This is a genomic window from Lysinibacillus sp. K60 (assembly GCF_019731275.1).
GTDB classification, from domain to species: domain Bacteria; phylum Bacillota; class Bacilli; order Bacillales_A; family Planococcaceae; genus Lysinibacillus; species Lysinibacillus capsici.
In genome coordinates this window covers 1-18,060 of record NZ_JAASJR010000012.1, presented here as the reverse complement: position 1 = coordinate 18,060, position 18,060 = coordinate 1, and the positions used below count along the sequence as shown (strand labels likewise).

17 protein-coding genes and 1 riboswitch are annotated in these 18,060 nt (G+C 39.0%); of the genes, 11 read left to right on the top strand and 6 right to left on the bottom strand.

Translation table 11 applies throughout. The features are described 5' to 3' along the window. Window positions 1-16: 16 nt before the first annotated feature. A complete protein-coding gene (gene plsY, locus HCH28_RS20530) occupies window positions 17-619 on the bottom strand; it encodes a glycerol-3-phosphate 1-O-acyltransferase PlsY (protein ID WP_221682864.1) in 603 nt (200 codons plus the stop codon). 560 nt (window positions 620-1,179) lie between these two features. Between plsY and parE the strand changes: the two genes are divergently transcribed. The 7 genes from parE to HCH28_RS20495 all read left to right on the top strand — a co-directional run bounded on the left by parE (window position 1,180) and on the right by HCH28_RS20495 (window position 9,487). Next, a complete protein-coding gene (parE, locus tag HCH28_RS20525; protein WP_004227922.1) occupies window positions 1,180-3,156 on the top strand; it encodes a DNA topoisomerase IV subunit B in 1,977 nt (658 codons plus the stop codon). Beyond that, window positions 3,153-5,591 (top strand): DNA topoisomerase IV subunit A, encoded by a 2,439-nt coding sequence (gene parC / locus HCH28_RS20520; RefSeq protein WP_221682863.1) that lies wholly within the window; start codon window positions 3,153-3,155, stop codon window positions 5,589-5,591. Before parE ends, parC begins: the two co-directional genes overlap by 4 nt. 108 nt (window positions 5,592-5,699) lie before the next feature. Further along, window positions 5,700-5,810: riboswitch (TPP riboswitch) on the top strand. 153 nt (window positions 5,811-5,963) lie between these two features. Next, the gene (locus HCH28_RS20515; RefSeq protein ID WP_221682862.1) at window positions 5,964-6,959 is read left to right on the top strand and encodes an ABC transporter substrate-binding protein; all 996 of its coding nucleotides are present in this window, start codon (window positions 5,964-5,966) and stop codon (window positions 6,957-6,959) included. Between the two features lies 1 nt (window position 6,960). Next, complete coding sequence (locus tag HCH28_RS20510) at window positions 6,961-7,251, top strand: thiamine-binding protein (RefSeq protein ID WP_004227928.1); 291 nt, start codon at window positions 6,961-6,963, stop codon at window positions 7,249-7,251. After that, window positions 7,251-8,024, top strand: a complete 774-nt coding sequence (locus HCH28_RS20505) for an ABC transporter permease (RefSeq protein ID WP_221682861.1) — start codon at window positions 7,251-7,253, stop codon at window positions 8,022-8,024. Before HCH28_RS20510 ends, HCH28_RS20505 begins: the two co-directional genes overlap by 1 nt. After that, the gene (locus tag HCH28_RS20500; RefSeq protein ID WP_221682860.1) at window positions 7,999-8,748 is read left to right on the top strand and encodes an ABC transporter ATP-binding protein; all 750 of its coding nucleotides are present in this window, start codon (window positions 7,999-8,001) and stop codon (window positions 8,746-8,748) included. The genes HCH28_RS20505 and HCH28_RS20500 overlap by 26 nt, the downstream gene beginning before the upstream one ends. Continuing rightward, complete coding sequence (locus HCH28_RS20495) at window positions 8,738-9,487, top strand: TatD family hydrolase (protein WP_221682966.1); 750 nt, start codon at window positions 8,738-8,740, stop codon at window positions 9,485-9,487. Before HCH28_RS20500 ends, HCH28_RS20495 begins: the two co-directional genes overlap by 11 nt. Before the next feature lie 25 nt (window positions 9,488-9,512). Here HCH28_RS20495 and HCH28_RS20490 read toward each other — a convergent pair whose 3' ends face one another. From HCH28_RS20490 to HCH28_RS20470, 5 genes are all read right to left on the bottom strand, one after another. Further along, window positions 9,513-9,689, bottom strand: coding sequence for a hypothetical protein (locus HCH28_RS20490; protein WP_221682859.1), 177 nt, complete (start codon window positions 9,687-9,689; stop codon window positions 9,513-9,515). Between the two features lie 97 nt (window positions 9,690-9,786). Beyond that, window positions 9,787-11,331: a solute symporter family protein gene (locus HCH28_RS20485; protein ID WP_221682965.1), complete on the bottom strand. Its 1,545-nt coding sequence runs from the start codon at window positions 11,329-11,331 to the stop codon at window positions 9,787-9,789. Window positions 11,332-11,339: 8 nt separating this feature from the next. Continuing rightward, window positions 11,340-11,678, bottom strand: a complete 339-nt coding sequence (locus HCH28_RS20480) for a DUF485 domain-containing protein (protein WP_004227943.1) — start codon at window positions 11,676-11,678, stop codon at window positions 11,340-11,342. 481 nt (window positions 11,679-12,159) lie between these two features. After that, the gene (locus HCH28_RS20475; protein ID WP_004227944.1) at window positions 12,160-13,713 is read right to left on the bottom strand and encodes a solute symporter family protein; all 1,554 of its coding nucleotides are present in this window, start codon (window positions 13,711-13,713) and stop codon (window positions 12,160-12,162) included. Next, window positions 13,714-14,049 (bottom strand): DUF485 domain-containing protein, encoded by a 336-nt coding sequence (locus HCH28_RS20470; protein WP_004227946.1) that lies wholly within the window; start codon window positions 14,047-14,049, stop codon window positions 13,714-13,716. 585 nt (window positions 14,050-14,634) lie between these two features. On the opposite strand from HCH28_RS20470, the gene HCH28_RS20465 reads away from it, so the two are divergent. From HCH28_RS20465 to HCH28_RS20450, 4 genes are all read left to right on the top strand, one after another. Further along, complete coding sequence (locus HCH28_RS20465) at window positions 14,635-15,231, top strand: SCO family protein (protein WP_221682858.1); 597 nt, start codon at window positions 14,635-14,637, stop codon at window positions 15,229-15,231. 189 nt (window positions 15,232-15,420) lie between these two features. Continuing rightward, window positions 15,421-15,756 (top strand): ArsR/SmtB family transcription factor, encoded by a 336-nt coding sequence (locus HCH28_RS20460; RefSeq protein WP_221682857.1) that lies wholly within the window; start codon window positions 15,421-15,423, stop codon window positions 15,754-15,756. Window positions 15,757-15,787: 31 nt separating this feature from the next. Then, a complete protein-coding gene (locus HCH28_RS20455) occupies window positions 15,788-16,786 on the top strand; it encodes an NADP-dependent oxidoreductase (RefSeq protein ID WP_221682856.1) in 999 nt (332 codons plus the stop codon). A gap of 354 nt (window positions 16,787-17,140) precedes the next feature. Continuing rightward, window positions 17,141-17,683, top strand: coding sequence for a pyridoxamine 5'-phosphate oxidase family protein (locus HCH28_RS20450; RefSeq protein WP_004227952.1), 543 nt, complete (start codon window positions 17,141-17,143; stop codon window positions 17,681-17,683). The last annotated feature ends 377 nt before the right edge of the window (window positions 17,684-18,060 follow it).

Genomic DNA, 18,060 nt, shown 5'->3' with positions numbered 1-18,060 from the left:
AAATGCTCCTCTCTTCCTACAGCCATTTTACCTTTGGTTCGGTGCCGTTTTTAATACGAGCAATATTGGCACGGTGACGATAAATAATAAAGGTAAATAAAAAGGCTACCAAGATGCCTAATGCAAAGTCACCTGTTATAAAATAATAAACGATTGCATAGATAAGCGCTACTAAAGCGGCTATCATTGATGTTAAGCTGACGATTTTTGTGATTTTTAATGTCACAATAAAGGTAATAAATAGTAGGACAAAGAGTGGCCAAGAATAGCCTAATAATACACCCGCTGACGTTGCCACAGCTTTCCCACCACGGAAGTTGGCGAAGATTGGGAACATATGACCGATTACGGCGACAAGCCCCAGTAATAAAGGGTGGAGTGTAGTATCAGAGAAAACGGGAAGTGTCACGAGTAAGACAGCGGCAGTCCCTTTTAAGACATCCATTATCGTAACAATAATACCAGCCTTTTTCCCTAATGTTCTAAAAGTATTGGTTGCACCAAGATTACCGCTCCCGTGTTCACGAATATCGGTATTATAAAAAATTTTGCCTATCCATAATCCAGAAGGTATAGAGCCGATTAGATAAGCACATAAAATAATAAGTCCATTGATCATAGTTGGACTCCTTTCATTCATAGTCCATCACTTGGTACTAATAGTTTGTAACAAGTATTTTACACTTTTTCTTGCTAATCTACAATGTTAGAAGGAGATTTCATCCGAAGTCTTGAATCAATACAAAAGAGAATCTATTAGCGAGGACTTGGCTTTTAGACATAAATTTGTAGGAAGCGCTAAAACCTTTATAAAAATATAGGCAAAATGGCAATTTTGTCAATCGCTCATTCCTTTGGTAGAATAGAAGTCTAACTTTATCCTGTTTAATCGCAAGGCACGAGGTAGTGTGCTTCTATTTGCAAGCATCACAACTATATTTTGCAACTTAGTAGGCTTCAATGCGTCAAATGATGATGGAAGCTAGAAGCAGTCTGTCTTGCTCAAATACCAATTTTAAGCAACTGTTGAAGATGTTTACTATTGATAAAAATAATCAAAACTGTGAGCAAATTTTAAAATTTTATTGGACCTGTCGCTAGCTATTGACAGGAAATGCTATTATTAGTAGGATGAGAACATAAATAGAACATGTGTTTGTTTTTTGGAGGGGAATTTTTTTGACGAATAAACAGTCACCTAGCGTCTATAATGATGACGCTATACAAGTATTAGAAGGATTAGAAGCGGTACGCAAACGACCTGGCATGTATATCGGTTCGACGGATGGCCGTGGACTTCATCACCTTGTGTATGAAATCGTAGATAATGCGGTAGATGAAGCACTGGCTGGCTTTGGATCTCATATTATTGTCACAATTCATAAAGATCAAAGTATGAGTGTGCGCGACTTTGGACGTGGGATGCCAACCGGTATGCATAAAATGGGCAAACCGACACCAGAAATTATTTTTACTGTGTTACACGCTGGTGGCAAATTTGGTCAAGGTGGCTATAAAACAAGTGGAGGTTTACATGGTGTTGGTTCTTCCGTTGTGAATGCGCTCTCAACATTTTTAGAGGTGACAATTCATCGCGATGGTAAAAAGTATCGTCAACGCTTTGAGCATGGAGGACAGCCTGTCACAACACTTGAAAATATTGGGCAGACCAAGCAGACAGGAACGCTTGTTCATTTCCTACCAGATGAAACAATTTTCTCTGTCACAAAATTCAATTATGATACGTTAGCAGAACGATTACGCGAATCAGCCTTTTTATTAAAGGGCTTAAAAATTGAATTAATTGATGAGCGCGAGGAGGGCAAGAGCGATGTGTTCTTTTATGAGAATGGCATCGAGGCTTTCGTTGCGTATTTGAATGAGGAAAAAGATGTCCTTCATCCAGTAAAATATGTAGAAGGCGTACAGGATGAAATCGAAGTAGAGTTCGCTTTCCAGTATAACGATGGTTATTCAGAAACGATTTTATCATTCGTTAATAATGTCCGTACACGTGATGGTGGTACACATGAAACGGGTGCAAAGGCAGCATTGACACGTGTCTTTAATGAATATGCAAGAAAAATTGGCTTGTTAAAGGACAAGGATAAAAACCTTGAGGGGACAGATATTCGTGAGGGCTTAGCAGCGATCGTGTCTGTTCGTATTCCAGAGCATTTACTGCAATTTGAAGGACAAACAAAGGGCAAGCTTGGGACAAGTGAGGCTCGTTCTGCTGTGGATAGCGTAGTGTCTGAGCAAATTTTGTATGTGCTAGAGGAAAATGCAGAGTTATCAGCTTCTCTTGTTCGTAAAGCGATTCGAGCGCAGCAAGTGCGTGAAGCAGCTCGTAAAGCGCGTGAGGATGCACGAAATGGCAAGAAAAACAAAAAGGGTAGTACGATTCTATCTGGAAAATTAACGCCAGCTCAGTCACGTAATGCGGCAAAAAATGAGCTGTATTTAGTCGAGGGTGATTCTGCGGGTGGCTCTGCTAAACAAGGTCGTGACCGTACATTCCAAGCGATTCTGCCATTGCGTGGGAAAGTAATCAACACAGAAAAAGCCAAACTACAAGATATTATGAAAAACGAAGAAATTTCAACGATTATCCATGCGATTGGAGCAGGTGTTGGTACGGATTTTGCGGTGGAGGATTCTGCCTACGATAAAGTAGTCATCATGACCGATGCGGATACGGACGGGGCACATATTCAAGTCTTGCTATTAACATTCTTCTATCGTTATATGCGTCCACTTATTGAGTCTGGGAAGGTCTATATCGCACTACCGCCGCTTTATAAAGTCTCAAAAGGTACTGGAAAAAAAGAAATCATTGAATATGCTTGGACAGAAAGCGATTTACAAAAGGCCATCAAAAAGGTTGGCAAGGGTTACATATTACAGCGCTATAAAGGTCTTGGCGAGATGAATGCAGACCAACTATGGGACACAACGATGAACCCTGAAACACGGACATTGATTCGTGTCACAATCGAGGATGGTGCACGTGCGGAGAGACGTGTCACGACGTTAATGGGCGATAAGGTTGAACCACGTCGTAAATGGATCGAAGCCAATGTAGACTTCGGTATGGAGGATGATTCTAACATTCTAGAGAATGAATTCATCCAACAAGAGGAGGACCAAGCATGAGTAGTACAGAAAAGTTCCAAGATTTACCGTTAGAAGAAGTGATGGGTGACCGTTTTGGTCGCTATAGTAAATATATTATTCAAGACCGCGCGTTGCCTGATGCACGTGACGGTCTTAAACCAGTACAGCGCCGTATTCTATATGCGATGTTTACGGAGGGCAACACACATGATAAACCGTTCCGTAAATCCGCAAAAACAGTGGGTAACGTAATTGGTAACTATCATCCGCACGGCGATAGCTCTGTGTATGAAGCGATGGTAAGGATGAGTCAGGACTGGAAGGCACGTCATATGCTCATTGAGATGCACGGGAACAATGGGTCAGTCGATGGCGATCCTCCAGCTGCGATGCGTTATACAGAGGCAAGACTATCTGCTATTGCTGCTGAAATGCTACGAGATATTGGCAAGAAAACGGTCGAGTTTGTGCCAAACTTTGATGATCAGGATATGGAGCCAACTGTTTTACCAGCACGTTTTCCTAACCTTTTAGTCAACGGCTCTACAGGGATTTCCGCTGGCTATGCGACAGATATTCCGCCACATGCCTTAGATGAAGTACTGGATGCTGTGTTGATGCGCTTAGACAAGCCTAATGTTACTGTAGATGAATTGATGACGGTGATGAAAGGGCCTGATTTCCCAACGGGTGGCATCATTCAAGGTGTTGATGGCATTAAAAAGGCGTACGAAACAGGTCGTGGTAAAATCATCGTCCGTGCACAAGCAGTTGTTGAACCAATCAAGGGTGGTAAAGAGCAAATTGTTATCACTGAGTTACCATATGATGTAAATAAAGCGAATCTTGTAAAAAAAATTGATGAGCAACGTGTAGATAAACGACTAGAAGGCATTGCGGAAATTCGTGATGAATCAGACCGTACAGGCTTACGAGTGGTAATTGAGCTGAAAAAGGATGTACCAGGACAAGGAATTTTACAGTACTTGTTTAAAACAACGGATTTACAGGTAGCTTATAATTTTAATATGATTGCCATTCATAATCGTCGTCCAACGATGATGACATTGCCATTATTGCTAGATGCGTATATTGCCCATCAAAAAGAAGTGGTAACAAACCGCTCCATTTATGATTTGCAAAAGGCAAAGGACCGTTCTCATATTGTAGATGGATTAATTAAAGCTCTTTCGATTTTAGATGAAGTCATTGCGACGATTCGTTCTTCTAATGATAAGAAGGATGCAAAGCTTAATTTACAAGAGAAGTTTGATTTTACAGAAGTACAGGCAGAGGCCATTGTAAGCCTGCAATTATACCGTTTAACGAATACGGATATTACAGAGCTTCGTCAGGAACAGGATGAGTTAGATAAGTTAATTGCCAAGCTAGAGGGGATTCTACAAAGTGAGGCTAAGCTTGTGCGTGTTATTAAACAAGAGCTGCTTGATATTAAGAAACGCTTTACAGAGCCTCGCCGCTCGAAGATTGAGCAAGAAATTGAAGAAATTAAAATTACATTGGATGTCCTTGTGCCAAGTGAGGAGGTTGTCGTAACAGTAACGAAGGATGGTTATATTAAACGCACTTCCACACGTTCTCATGCCGCTTCAAATGGGCAAGATTTTGCCATGAAGGATTCAGATTATTTATTGTATGAAGCAAACTTAAATACACAGCACCATCTATTGCTGTTCACAAATCGAGGCAATTATATTTATCAGCCTGTTCATGAGCTGCCTGATATACGTTGGAAGGATCTCGGCCAGCATATTTCAAGTATTGTCCCAACAGGGGAAGATGAATCGATTATTGCGGTTTATGGCTTCGAAACATTTGAACAGCCAAATACGTATGTCTTCACAGCCACAAAAGATGGTCAAATTAAGCGCTCACCACTCGTAGACTATGCAGTGACACGTTATTCAAAGCCTATTAAAACGATGAACGTCAAGGCTGGTGATGCGATGATCTATGCATCGTTTGTAACAGATGACGTGGAGCTGATGCTCACAACGGATACAGCCTATGCAATTCGTTTCCCAATGGAGGAACTACCTGTGACAGGTGTGAAAACAGGCGGTGTGAAAGGGATCACACTAAAAGATGGAGAAGCCTTAGTTGGCGTCAATGTATTACAGCCTGATGTTACCCAATATGTAGTGATTGTGACACAGCGTGGGGCCGTGAAGAAAATGAATGTCGCTGAAGTTGAAGTAGCAGGTCGTGCAAAACGTGGACTAAAAGTATTAACAGAGTTAAAAGCAAACCCTCACCGAATTGTGGCAGTTGTTCAAGCAACAGACGGGGAGCAGGTTGTGATTGAAACTGAAAAAGGTGTTCAAGAGGTGATTGACGTGCAAGCATTGTCTCGTGCGGATCGCCATTCCAACGGTTCATTTAAAGTAGATATTGCAACAGATGGGGCAATCTCTCATGTTGTCACAGCCAAAAAAGAACAGAAACCAAGCTAAAAGAATGCCCAGTCTCTTAGGAGTGCTGGGCTTTAAGCTCATTTCAAAAATAGCACCTTGTCATTTAAGTGAAACTATGGGTATAATAATCATCGAAAAGTTCATAGCGAAAGAATGTAGGGGGGCTAGTAATTGCTAGCTGAGATTGTGTCCGATAGACGCTGACCCTTTGAACCTGATTTGGCTCGTACCAGCGTAGGGAACATCTATTCAAAAAAGCAAAGTTTTGAAGATTGATTGCGATACGTCTGGGAGGAATCCTAGGCGTTTTTTTATGTTTCAAGCAACAGCTTGCCAACATTGTATACGCTTTCTTCTGGTGACAACATTCATTCATGAACACTTTCATATTACAAACTGGGAGGCTTTCGCATGAAAAAATGGTTATTTATTCTAATGGTAGCACTATTAACATTAGCAGGCTGTAGTGACAAGGAGGATAAGCAGGCTGCTGACAAGCTGAAAAAGGTGTCTGTGGTACTGGATTGGACGCCGAATACAAATCATACAGGACTATATGTTGCAAAAAAACTCGGTTATTTTGAGGAACAGGGCTTAGATGTTGATATTATTATGCCTGGTGAGGCGGGTGCAGATCAGCTTGTTGCTTCTGGAAAGGCGGATTTTGGCGTGAGCTATCAGGAAGGCATAACACAGGCACGAGTACAGAATGTGCCGCTGGTCTCAATCGCAGCAATTATACAGCATAATACATCTGGCTTTGCTTCTATTGCTTCAAAGGGCATTACATCGCCGAAGGATTTTGAAGGTAAAACCTATGGTGGTTGGGGTGCGCCATTAGAGCAAGCCGTCTTACAATCACTAATGCAAAAAGAAAAGGCAGATATTAATAAGCTAGATATTGTCAATGCAGGGGATTTAGATTTCTTCACAATGATGGAAAAAGACATTGATTTTGCTTGGATTTATTATGCATGGACTGGTATTGAGGCTGAGCTGCGTGGGGAAAAGATTAATATGCTATATCTTACAGATTATAGTGATCAATTAGATTATTATACGCCCGTTTTAGCTACAAATGAAAAAATGATACAGGACAACCCCGATGTAGTCAAAGCCTTTGTGGCAGCGGCAGCGAAGGGCTATGAATACGCAAGTGAAAACCCAAGTGAAGCGGCGGATATTTTAATCGAAGCGGCCCCTGATTTAGATAAAGCGTTAGTGCATAAAAGTCAGGAATGGCTGGCTGATAAATACCAGGATGATGCCAAGCAATGGGGAGAGCAAAAGCTTTCTGTGTGGGAAAATTATGCGAAATGGATGTCTAGCAATCAAGTACTAGAGGGCGAATTTGATGCGAAAAAAGCCTTTACTAATGAGTTCTTACCTAAAAAGGAGGGCAAATAAGATGGCAAATTCATTAATCAGTGTACAAATCATTCCGAAGACAGAGAAATATGAAGATGTGATACCGTATGTAGATGCAGCAATTGCGGTGATCGATGCTTCTGGGGTGAAATATGAGGTTCATCCATTGGAAACAACGATGGAGGGTGAGCTTTCAACATTGCTCCAAATCATTGAAAAAATGAATGAGAAGATGATCGAGCTTGGTGCCATCAATGTCATTACACAAGTGAAAATTTTATATCAGCCAACGGGGATTACGATGGATACATTAACGGAGAAATATCAGTAATGAAACATGCATTACACAAGGGAAGGACGATAATTTTTATCGCCTTCCTCTTATTCATATGGGAACTAATCGTGCGGTTCGCTGAAGTTCCTCATTGGTTATTACCCGCACCCAGTAGTATTTTGTCGGAGTCCATCCAGTCGTATCAAACCTTTCTACCACATGCATTTGCTACGGTACAGCTAGCTCTACTAGGTTTGGCCATTGGCATCGCTTGTGGGCTAACGGTGGCAGTAGTGTTGCATCGATTTAATTTTATTCGAGAACTGTTTTATCCAATTCTTATTATGTCGCAGAATGTTCCTATTCTAGTCTTGGCACCGCTACTTATTATTTGGTTTGGCTTTGGCTTATTACCGAAGCTTATCATTATCTGTCTTGTGTGCTTTTTCCCGATTGTCATTGCAGCGATGGATGGATTTAGACAAACAGCTCCAGCATTAAAGCATTATTTTGCCATGGTTGGTGCTACAAAGGCACAAACCTTTTGGAAGCTGGAATGGCCTTATGCCTATCCTGCGATTTTTTCAGGCATTAAAATTGCGGCTACATATAGTGTGATGGGGGCTGTGATTGCGGAGTGGCTTGGAGCAAAAAAGGGTATTGGTGTTTACATGACCCTAGCCCAGTCCTCCTTCCGTACAGATCGCGTATTTGTGGCAATTTTTGCGATTGTTCTCTTGAGCTTACTATTGTTTAGCGGTATTCGTTTAATTGAAAAATTTATGGTGAAGGGAAGAGGCTATCATGCTCAGCATTCAAAACATCGCTAAATCCTTCGATGCACTAAAAGTACTTGATCAACTTTCTTTTGACGTAAAGGATGGCGAGTTTGTGGCCATTGTTGGTCCTTCAGGCAGTGGTAAGAGCACACTTTTTCAATTAATTGGTGGTGTTTCGCCAATTGATCAAGGAGCCATTTTACTAAATGGAGAGGATATCCAACGAAAAAAAGGAACGATTGGCTATATGCCACAGCAGCCATGTCTATTACCCTGGCGCACAATAGTAGAAAATGTCACGCTTGTAGAGGAATTACAGCATAAACCGAATGTTGAACGTGCCAAGGAATGGTTAGAAAAGGTTGGTCTTGCCTCCTTTATCCATGCCTACCCGAACGAACTGTCTGGAGGTATGCAGCAGCGTGTGTCCTTTATTCGAGCAATGGTCAGTGAAAAGCCGATTTTATGCTTAGACGAACCATTTTCTGCGTTGGATGAATTTACTCGACTGGAAATGCAAGCATGGCTTTTATCTATCTGGGAAGAGTATCGCAAATCCATTCTATTTGTTACACATAGTATTGAGGAAGCTCTCTTTTTAGCAGATCGCATACTTGTTTTAACCAAACGTCCAGCAACCGTTAAAAAGGAAATCATCGTGCCATTTGAGAGACCTCGGAAAGAGGAAATTCGACATTCTGCAGCATTCACAGCGTTAAAGCAACAATTATTTATGTATTTACAGGAGGAAAAGGGTGATATGTATGTTGATTGATGCGCATATTCATTTGGATCAGTACACCGATGAGGAAATTCCCTCCTTATTAGAAGAGGTGAAAGCTGTAATTGCGGTTAGTATGCAACTTTCCTCTTGTGAAAGAACGTTGCGTTTATCGAATAGCTATCAGCAAGTAAAGGCTGCTTTTGGCTTTCATCCTGAACAGCCTTTACTAAGTCCAAATGATGAGGCAGCATTATTCGATTGGATTCGTTCGCATCAGGATGTCATGGTTGCTATTGGTGAGGTGGGTCTACCTTATTATTTAAGACAAGAGCAAGGGATTGATGAACGTCCCTATGTGGCGTTATTAGAGCGTTTTGTTGTATTGGCGAAGGAACTGAACATGCCAATTGTGTTACACGCAGTATATGAGGACGCCCATGTTGTGTGTGATTTGCTGGAAAAGCATCAGCTTCACGAAGCCCATTTTCATTGGTTTAAAGGGGATGAAGCTATTGTGAAGCGCATGATAGAGCGTGGTTATTTTATTTCCATAACCCCAGATTGCTTGTATGAAGAGGAAATTCAACAGCTAATTGATGCGTATCCGATTGATTTGATGATGGTAGAAACGGATGGTCCTTGGCCGTTTGAGGGACCGTTTACGAAGAAGCGTACATCTCCCTGGATGATGCACTCAACGATTGAGGTGATTGCCTCCATCAAAGGGCTATCAACACAGGAAGCGGCCAAAATTATTACGCAAAACACGAAAACATTTTATCGGCTTTAATAGGACAAAGCAGTATAGGTACGAGTTATTCGTCCTTATACTGCTTTTTATATTTCGTATAATCATGCGCTAATTTTTCGTTTTTTGTTTTCGTTAGACGTTCATGTGTACTAAAAGAGATAGATTGTCGATTTTTTTCAACATCTTTACCAACGGTGCGTTTAATGTGCATCCGCTTCTTTTTAGCTTTAGATTGTGACATGAGCATCGCCTCCAATTCATTTTTAATTCTATAGTAGCGAAAAGGGAAGAAAAAGTAAAACCTCGTAAGCAAGATACTTACGAGGCTGTCGAGTGTATTAGTGAGATACGTCCTGTACAGAAATACCTGTGTTTGCTTTAACGTCAACTTCACGATACTTCGCATCATCTGTTTCTTTAGAAATTAATGTGCCGATGAAACCACCAAGGAAACCAAGTGGTACAGAGATTATGGCTGGGTTCGTTAACATAATTAATGGATCACCAACGAAAATTGCCTTACCTTCAACTGGATTCCAAACGTTTGGAGACATAGCAACTAATACTAATGCAGAGATTAAACCTGTTAACATCGCAGTAACAGCACCTGTTGTATTGAAGCGTTTCCAATAAATTGTGTAAATAATAACTGGAAGGTTAGCAGAACCTGCAATACAGAATGCTAAAGATACTAAGAATGCCACGTTTAATGTTTGTGCACCAAGTGCTAATAGGATAGAAATAACAGCGATTGTAATCGAACCGATACGAGCTGCAAGAACTTGCTCTTTTTCTGTAATTTTACCCTTTTTGATAATTTGTCCATAAATATCATGAGATAGGGCAGATGCACCAGATAGTACAAGACCTGCTACTACCGCTAAAATTGTTGCGAATGCTACTGCACAAACGAATGAGAATAGAATGTCGCCACCAAGTGCTTCTGCAAGAAGTGGGGCAGCCATGTTACCAGCAGCGTTTGCTGCGATAATATCTTCTTTCCCAACGAATGCTGCTGCACCGAAGCCTAAGAAAATTGTTAGAACGTAGAAGATACCTACGATCCAAGTAGCCCAAATAACAGATGAACGAGCTGTTTTCGCGTCTTTTACTGTGAAGAAACGCATTAAGATATGTGGAAGACCCGCAGTACCTAATACTAACGCAATTAACATAGAGATTGTATCAAGTCCATTTGTATATTTAAGACCTGGGTTTAAATAAGCAGCGCCACTGTCAGTAACCGTTGTCATTTCTTTAAACATTGTAGAGATACTGAAGCCGAACTCTTTTAATACTAAGAACGAAATAATAACTGTACCCAACATTAAAAGACAAGCTTTAATAATTTGTACCCAAGATGTTGCAGTCATACCACCGAATAGTACGTAAGTTGTCATCATAAATCCTACGATTAATACGGCGATCCAATAGTCGATTCCTAAAAGTAATTGAATAAGTGCTCCTGCACCAACTAGTTGTGCAATCATGTAGAATAAAACAATTGTAATAGTGCTTAAAGCAGCTGTTCCACGAACTTTGGCGTTATCAAAACGCGCTGTAATCATGTCAGCTAATGTAAATTTCCCAAGGTTACGTAATGGCTCAGCAACGATATATAATACCACTAAGTAAGCTACTAAATAACCAATAGAGAAGAAGAATCCATCAAATCCAAATAATGCTACAGCACCAGCGATACCCAAGAAGGATGCTGCTGATAAATAGTCACCTGCGATAGCTAGTCCATTTTGCCAGCCTGTTAAGCCACCACCAGCAGTGTAGAAATCACTTGCTGAAGATGTACGTTTAGATGCCCACCATGTAATAACTAATGTTAAACCAACAATGCCTACGAAGAAGAATATGGCTGTAAAACTCATTCCGTTACTCATCGGCGGCCACCTCCGTTCTCGTATTCAGCGATAATCGCTTTTGCTTCTCTATCGAAGCTGTTTGCTTTTGCTACATATAAATGACATAACCCCCATGTCATGATGAAGAGACCTGCTGCATAGATCCACACCCAAGTAATTTCCCCAAATGCCTTTTGGTGTAGAATTGTCGTGTACGATGTCAGAATTGGTAACAACATGTATGCCGATAAAAATATGGCAGTTATAGACCAAAGAAAAGAGTTCTTTCTTCGTACAAGAGACTTAAATGATTCCTGATTTGCAATTGAATCATAGTCAATCACGATACCTTTTTTTGCTTGATTGTTCGCCATTAACATTCCCCATTTTGTGTATATTTTTTCTACCTCAAGACTTGATTTTGCTAGTTTAGTGAATTCACATTTTCATTTTATGAAACAGTTCACAAAATTGCAATACATTTCAGAAAAATTATGTAAAAAAAATTTTTCAGAAAATACTCCTAAGAGAGAAAAAATGGCGCAAAGCCAAGAATATAAAGGGTTTTAGAAAATTCAGATAAATAAATGAAGTGAAGAGAAATCTAGATTCTTGACAAAAAACCAAGGGTAAATTTACAAAAAAATCTTGTTTTTTCAATTAAAAATAAACACTATTTACCTAGTGAAAATTGGATTTTTTCTGTTTTTTGGAAGTAAAATAATATTGTTCGATAAATAAATTGGTAGATATTGAATAACAAAAAAGGCGAAAAACTCGACCAAAAATCGAATTTTTTGCCTATTTTTTTGCATTTTTTGAATTAGGATTCATTATGCAGGAGGTGTATAAATATTAATGTGAAATATCAGAGACAGACACACCTGTATTTGCTTTCACACGAATTTCTTTATAAATACGTTCTGCTTCTTCCTGTGGTACTTTGTTAGATGAAAGGACAGTACCTAGGTATCCAGCAATAAAGCCTAATGGAATTGTAATAATCGCTGGAACAGCAAGTGGCACAAGTGGTTGTCCAACAAAGATTGCTGCACCTTCAACAGGGCTCCACACATTTGGTCCCATTGCTCCTAAAATTAAACATGATACTAGCCCCGTTACCATCGCAGTTACAGCACCTGTAGAATTAAATTTCTTCCAATAGATTGTATAAAGGATCACAGGTAGATTTGCTGATGCACCGATACAAAAGGCGAATGACACTAGGAATGAAACGTTTAAGTTTTGTGCAAACAGAGCAAGAATAATAGACACGATCGCAATGGAGATAGAGCCTGTACGAGCTGCTACTACCTGTTGCTTCTCTGTTAATTTACCACCCTTAATGATTTCTCCATAAATATCGTGAGAAATGGCAGAAGCTCCTGTTAGTACTAAACCAGAAACCACAGCTAAAATAGTCGCAAATGCCACTGCGCCGATAAACGCCATCAATACATCTCCACCTAAGTAATGCGCAAGAAGCGGAGCAGCTGTATTACCAGCCTTACTTTCAGCAAGAATTTGATCTAAACCTACAAAGTTTAATGCACCGAACCCTAAGAAAATTGTTAATGAGAAGAAAATGGCTGTAATCCAAGTTGTCCAAGAAATAGAGGCACGTGCTGTCTTTGCATCCTTTACTGTAAAGAAACGCATTAAAATATGTGGTAAACCAGATGTTCCTAAAACTAAAGCCATCATCATCGAAACCGAGTCGATTGTGCTTGTATACTTAATTCCAGGTACAAGGAACTTTTCGCCATGATCTACTGCAATTGTGTCGAACATCTTCATAAGAGAGAAGTCAAATTTCATTAGCACTAAAACCGCTAATAGACCTGTCCCGAATAATAATAGACTTGCTTTAATAATTTGCACCCAAGAAGTCGCTGTCATACCACCAAACAATACATAAGTTGTCATCATAACACCGACAATTAAAACGGCAATCCAATACTCAATACCGAATAATAGCTTAATCAATGCACCAGCACCAACTAGCTGTGCAATCATATAAAGAATTACGATAATAATGGTACCAGACGCTGCCACACCACGAATTCGTTTTTCATTGAAACGAGCCGTTAACATATCTGCTAACGTGTAGCGGCCTAAGTTTCGCATTGGCTCAGCAATGACATAAAGCAGTACTAAATTCGCTACTACATAGCCTACAGAGAAGAAGAAACCATCAAAGCCAGTTAAGGCAATTGCACCAGACACCCCAAGAAAGGCTGCTGCAGATAAATAGTCACCAGCAATCGCAAAGCCGTTTTGCCACCCCTTTAAACCACCGCCAGCAGTGTAAAAATCAGCTGCAGAAGATGTACGCTTTGCTGCAATATAGGTAACAACAAGTGTTAAGCCAACAATAGCTAAAAAGAAACCTATGGATACGATGTTCATTTATTTTCCACCTTTCGCCTGATACTCTGCAAGAACAGCAGCTGCAGCTTTATCGAATGAAGCAGCTTTTTTTACATATACTGTACAAAGCACAATGGTCATGATAAATAGTCCTGCAGAATAAACCCATACACCCGTTATATTTCCGAAGAATTTTTGTTGTAGTACAGGCTGGAAAGCAAGAATCGGAAGCAGGATATAAAGAATTAAAAACACTGCTGTAATCGAGAAAAGAAAGGTATTTTTCTTTTTTACAAAGCTATTAAACGATTCCATTGCTTCAATTGCATGATAATCAATTGATTGGGCCTGTTTTTTGCTTGAAACATTCGCCATTATTATTCCCCCTAAAGTTATATATTTCTGTTTTAAACGACATATTTCTTTTTCATTCGTCGTTATATTCACTTATTTTATGGGGGAGATTCCTATAATGCAATACTAAATTTTGAGTTTTTATAATTTTTAGTCACTTCTGTTTTGAGGAAATAACATAGAAATATTAAGGATTTATTAGAAAAATTCTGTTTAAAAGAGCGTGTGGTTTTCTGATGAAATAATATTGTTAAAATAGTTTGTTGTTGATAAAAATGAATGTAGGAGAAAATACAAACATAAAAGAGAATTTTCTGTATTTTATTATTCTGCTATTAAATTCCAGAGTAGCTATTTAAGTAGAAATAATTTGTTATATAACAATAATCTGAGATTTTGGGAAATAACGAAAATGATAAAAAAAAGCTATGAAAAAATTTTTAAAAAGGATGTGTCATTTGGAAGAATTAGTGAGGCGGAATTCCAGAATCAGTTAATGTTCACATGTTATACAAATAGCCATCTGGGTGTAAGTCCATTATCTTGTGTTTAGCTTCTATAATGAATAAAATAAGGTGATGAAATGAAGGGAAGTGGGCACCACTAATGACAAAGAAAAGTATATTGCTAGTTTTAGTTCTAGCATTTAGTAGCATTCTAGCTGCTTGCGGTAGTTACAAGTTTGAACCAACATTAAATCTCGAGGTTCAAGATTTCACAGTAACGAATCAAAAAAATGAACAAGTGACCCTAGATGATCTTAAAGGTAAGCCTTGGTTAGCCATGTTTATTTTTACAAACTGTACGACAATCTGTCCACCCATGACATTTAATATGACAGAAGTTCAACAAGCACTACAGGATGAAGGCCTTGAAGATTATCAAATTGTGGCATTTAGCGTGGATCCAGAAGTGGATAAGCCTGATGTATTAACAAATTACTTAAATACGTATAATGTTGTAGATGAAAGCAAATGGCAGCTACTAACGGGCTATCAACAAAAATTTATTGAACAATTTGCACGTAAATCATTTAATTCCTTAGTTAAAAACGATCCTAACTCAGACCAAGTCATACATATGTCGAGCTATTATTTAGTAAACGCAGAAGGCACAGTTGTAAAAGACTATGATGGCGCGACAAACGTACCAGTTGAAACAATCGTTGGAGATATGAAGGCTCTTATTAAGGAGAGCAAATAACACAGAAGTCCATGTGACTTCTGTGTTTTTTTATTGAAAGAGGGGAAAGTAGGGTGTACGCCTTTAAAAATCATTCGTCTCGATTTACTTTCCCAATATTGCAGCAAATACAGCAATATTATATCGTTATATGCATCAATGGTTCATTAACTTAAACTATTCAACTGATTAGTAAAAGGAGGGATTTAAATGAATAAACAGGACCAGCTTAACTTGATTAAGGACGACTTTATAAATTCTCAAAAGGTACTATTAGCAATTGGTGATGAAACCAGACAAGCCATTTTAATGGTTTTAATGGGCACAGATTGTCAAACGGGATTGCGTGTAGGAGAAATCACGGAACAAACACATCTTTCTCGACCAGCTGTGTCACATCATCTTAAAATTTTGCGAGATGCTGGTGTTATTTTAATGCGCAAAGAAGGTACAAAAAACTTTTACTATATAGATATACGGACAAAACTAGGTTCGTTAAAAAATCTTGTTTTGGATATTGAGACGTTGTTAACGGAATTTTATTGACAATATAATAGATTATCTGGAGGAAAAAACAATGAGAGCAATGGTGATCGATCAATATGGCAAAGCCCCAATGCGCTTGGCAGAAGTGCCTACACCTGAAATAAATGAATATGAGGTGCTTGCTGAAATCCATGCAGCAAGTATTAATCCAATTGATTTTAAAATCCGTGATGGGAAAGTGAAGCTGTTAATCCAATATAAAATGCCACTGATCCTTGGAAATGATTTTTCAGGGGTCGTCGTAAAGGTTGGCGAAAAAGTGACGCGATTTAAAGTAGGAGATGAAATTTATGCACGTCCAAGGAAAAGTAAAATTGGTACTTTTGCGGAATATATCTCGATTCATGAAGATGACATAGCCCTAAAACCTAAAAATTTGAGCTTTGAGGAAGCCGCATCAATCCCACTGGTTGGCTTAACGTCATACCAAGCTTTACATGACATCATGCAATTACAAAAAGGTCAAAAGATTTTAATTCATGCTGGTTCTGGTGGTGTAGGTACCTTTGCTATTCAACTAGCAAAGGTAATGGGCGCCACAGTGGCAACAACAGCTAGCGAAGCTGGTGCAAACTTAGTTACATCTTTGGGTGCAGATAAAGTGATTAATTATAAGAAAGAAAGCTTTGAAGCTATACTGAAAAATTATGATGCCGTCTTTGATACGCTCGGAGGAAAGACCTTAGAAAAATCTTTCGAGATTATCAAGAATGGTGGGAAAATTGTATCCGTATCAGGTTGGCCGAATGCTCGTTTCGCCAAAGAATATGGTTCAGGATTTTACAAAACATTGTTATTTTCAGCAGCCAGTCATAAATTGACCTCACTTGAAAAGAAATATCATGCTCAATATTCCTTCTTATTTATGAAACCTAGTGGCGAGCAATTACGCATAATCGCCGATTTAATTGAAGCTGGTAAAATCAAACCAGTCATTGATAGAACTTTTTCATTTGAAGATGCTCAAAAGGCGATGGAATATGCGGAGTCAGGTAGAGCAAAAGGGAAGATCATCGTAAAAATGAAATAGCCTTTATGTTGTATTTTAGCAAGGTTTAAGTGAAAAGTTCGTAATAACCACAAACCTCCAATAAAATAAGAGGCTTCTGCTTTTGAAGGATAGATGTAGTCCAATAGTGAAATGAGCGAAGGTTCACCACTTGCGTTCTTTGAAGGCAAATATAGCAAAGTTAGTCAGCCAATAAGCTTATAATTACCTATCTCCTAAAAAATAGAACCATCGTTTGAGCATTATTTGTTCGAACGGTGGTTTTGTCTTTGTTTTAAGTGGAAAATGGATTGCTTAATTGCTGTAGTTATGGACGTTTTTATTCAATCCAAAGGTTGATAAAATCACATCATACTACAAGTAGGAGTGATAACAATGGATAAGGTACGTTATAAAGTAAGAGAAGTGTTGGACAAGAACAAAATTGATGCATTTTTGCAGCAAGCTCGCATTGGGCATTTGGGTATGGTTGATGGTCATCTGCCATATGTTGTCCCCCTTAATTTTGTGTGGACAAATGGAGTGCTTTATTTCCATGGAGCCACTGGCGGTAGACGAAATCAAGTGATGGAAGAGAATCCAGAGGTTTGCTTTACGGTTTGTGATGAATATGGAACCATTACAAATCCAGTACCTGCAAAGACGGACACCGCTTATATGAGTGTCATGGTTTTTGGCAAGGCTCAGCCTATTTTCGATTTGGATGAAGCGACACACATGTTGCAAGAAATGATAAATAAATATGTACCTGGTTACTATAATCGCCCATTATCCCAGCAACACGTGGACAAATATCGATCAGCCGTTTTCGGAGGGCCTGTTCAAGTTTACCGTATTGATCCTCAACATATTACCGCGAAAGAAAATCCAATTGCCTTAGGGGAGATGTTCAATATTGAGAAAATCCCACATACATAGTATTGGTTTTCAGAAATTAGTACATCAAATCCCTGCAAGCACCACTAACTCTAGTCAGATATGTAGCTTTGGAATAAAGATGGATTAACAAATAGCCCTTAATCCTTATCTAATAGCAAATAGCAACATCAAAACCTCCATTTTGAAAAATTGATCAAAATGGAGTTACTCTCTTTAAATAAGTATGAGATTTTTATAAAAAAGTTTGATCATTTTTCAGCTATGTTGTTCCACAATTGCGCCCTATTATTGAATAAGCTATTGCATGATGTCCTCATATTGTTCTGTAGTTTTTGGATTAGTAAACTCGCTATGCAAATCTAAATTAATAATCGAAACCGTAATTATATGTTAAGATTGACTTATATAAAATAAAA

Coding starts and splice junctions, on each gene's coding strand:
- HCH28_RS20455 (WP_221682856.1), top strand. CDS start 15,788: ATGAGAGCAATGGTGATCGATCAATATGGCAAAGCCCCAATGCGCTTG.
- HCH28_RS20510 (WP_004227928.1), top strand. CDS start 6,961: ATGGCAAATTCATTAATCAGTGTACAAATCATTCCGAAGACAGAGAAA.
- HCH28_RS20460 (WP_221682857.1), top strand. CDS start 15,421: ATGAATAAACAGGACCAGCTTAACTTGATTAAGGACGACTTTATAAAT.
- HCH28_RS20515 (WP_221682862.1), top strand. CDS start 5,964: ATGAAAAAATGGTTATTTATTCTAATGGTAGCACTATTAACATTAGCA.
- HCH28_RS20500 (WP_221682860.1), top strand. CDS start 7,999: ATGCTCAGCATTCAAAACATCGCTAAATCCTTCGATGCACTAAAAGTA.
- HCH28_RS20505 (WP_221682861.1), top strand. CDS start 7,251: ATGAAACATGCATTACACAAGGGAAGGACGATAATTTTTATCGCCTTC.
- plsY (WP_221682864.1), bottom strand. CDS start 619: ATGATCAATGGACTTATTATTTTATGTGCTTATCTAATCGGCTCTATA.
- HCH28_RS20480 (WP_004227943.1), bottom strand. CDS start 11,678: ATGGCGAACAATCAAGCAAAAAAAGGTATCGTGATTGACTATGATTCA.
- HCH28_RS20495 (WP_221682966.1), top strand. CDS start 8,738: ATGTTGATTGATGCGCATATTCATTTGGATCAGTACACCGATGAGGAA.
- HCH28_RS20490 (WP_221682859.1), bottom strand. CDS start 9,689: ATGTCACAATCTAAAGCTAAAAAGAAGCGGATGCACATTAAACGCACC.
- HCH28_RS20470 (WP_004227946.1), bottom strand. CDS start 14,049: ATGGCGAATGTTTCAAGCAAAAAACAGGCCCAATCAATTGATTATCAT.
- HCH28_RS20485 (WP_221682965.1), bottom strand. CDS start 11,331: ATGAGTTTTACAGCCATATTCTTCTTCGTAGGCATTGTTGGTTTAACA.
- HCH28_RS20475 (WP_004227944.1), bottom strand. CDS start 13,713: ATGAACATCGTATCCATAGGTTTCTTTTTAGCTATTGTTGGCTTAACA.
- HCH28_RS20465 (WP_221682858.1), top strand. CDS start 14,635: ATGACAAAGAAAAGTATATTGCTAGTTTTAGTTCTAGCATTTAGTAGC.
- HCH28_RS20450 (WP_004227952.1), top strand. CDS start 17,141: ATGGATAAGGTACGTTATAAAGTAAGAGAAGTGTTGGACAAGAACAAA.
- parC (WP_221682863.1), top strand. CDS start 3,153: ATGAGTAGTACAGAAAAGTTCCAAGATTTACCGTTAGAAGAAGTGATG.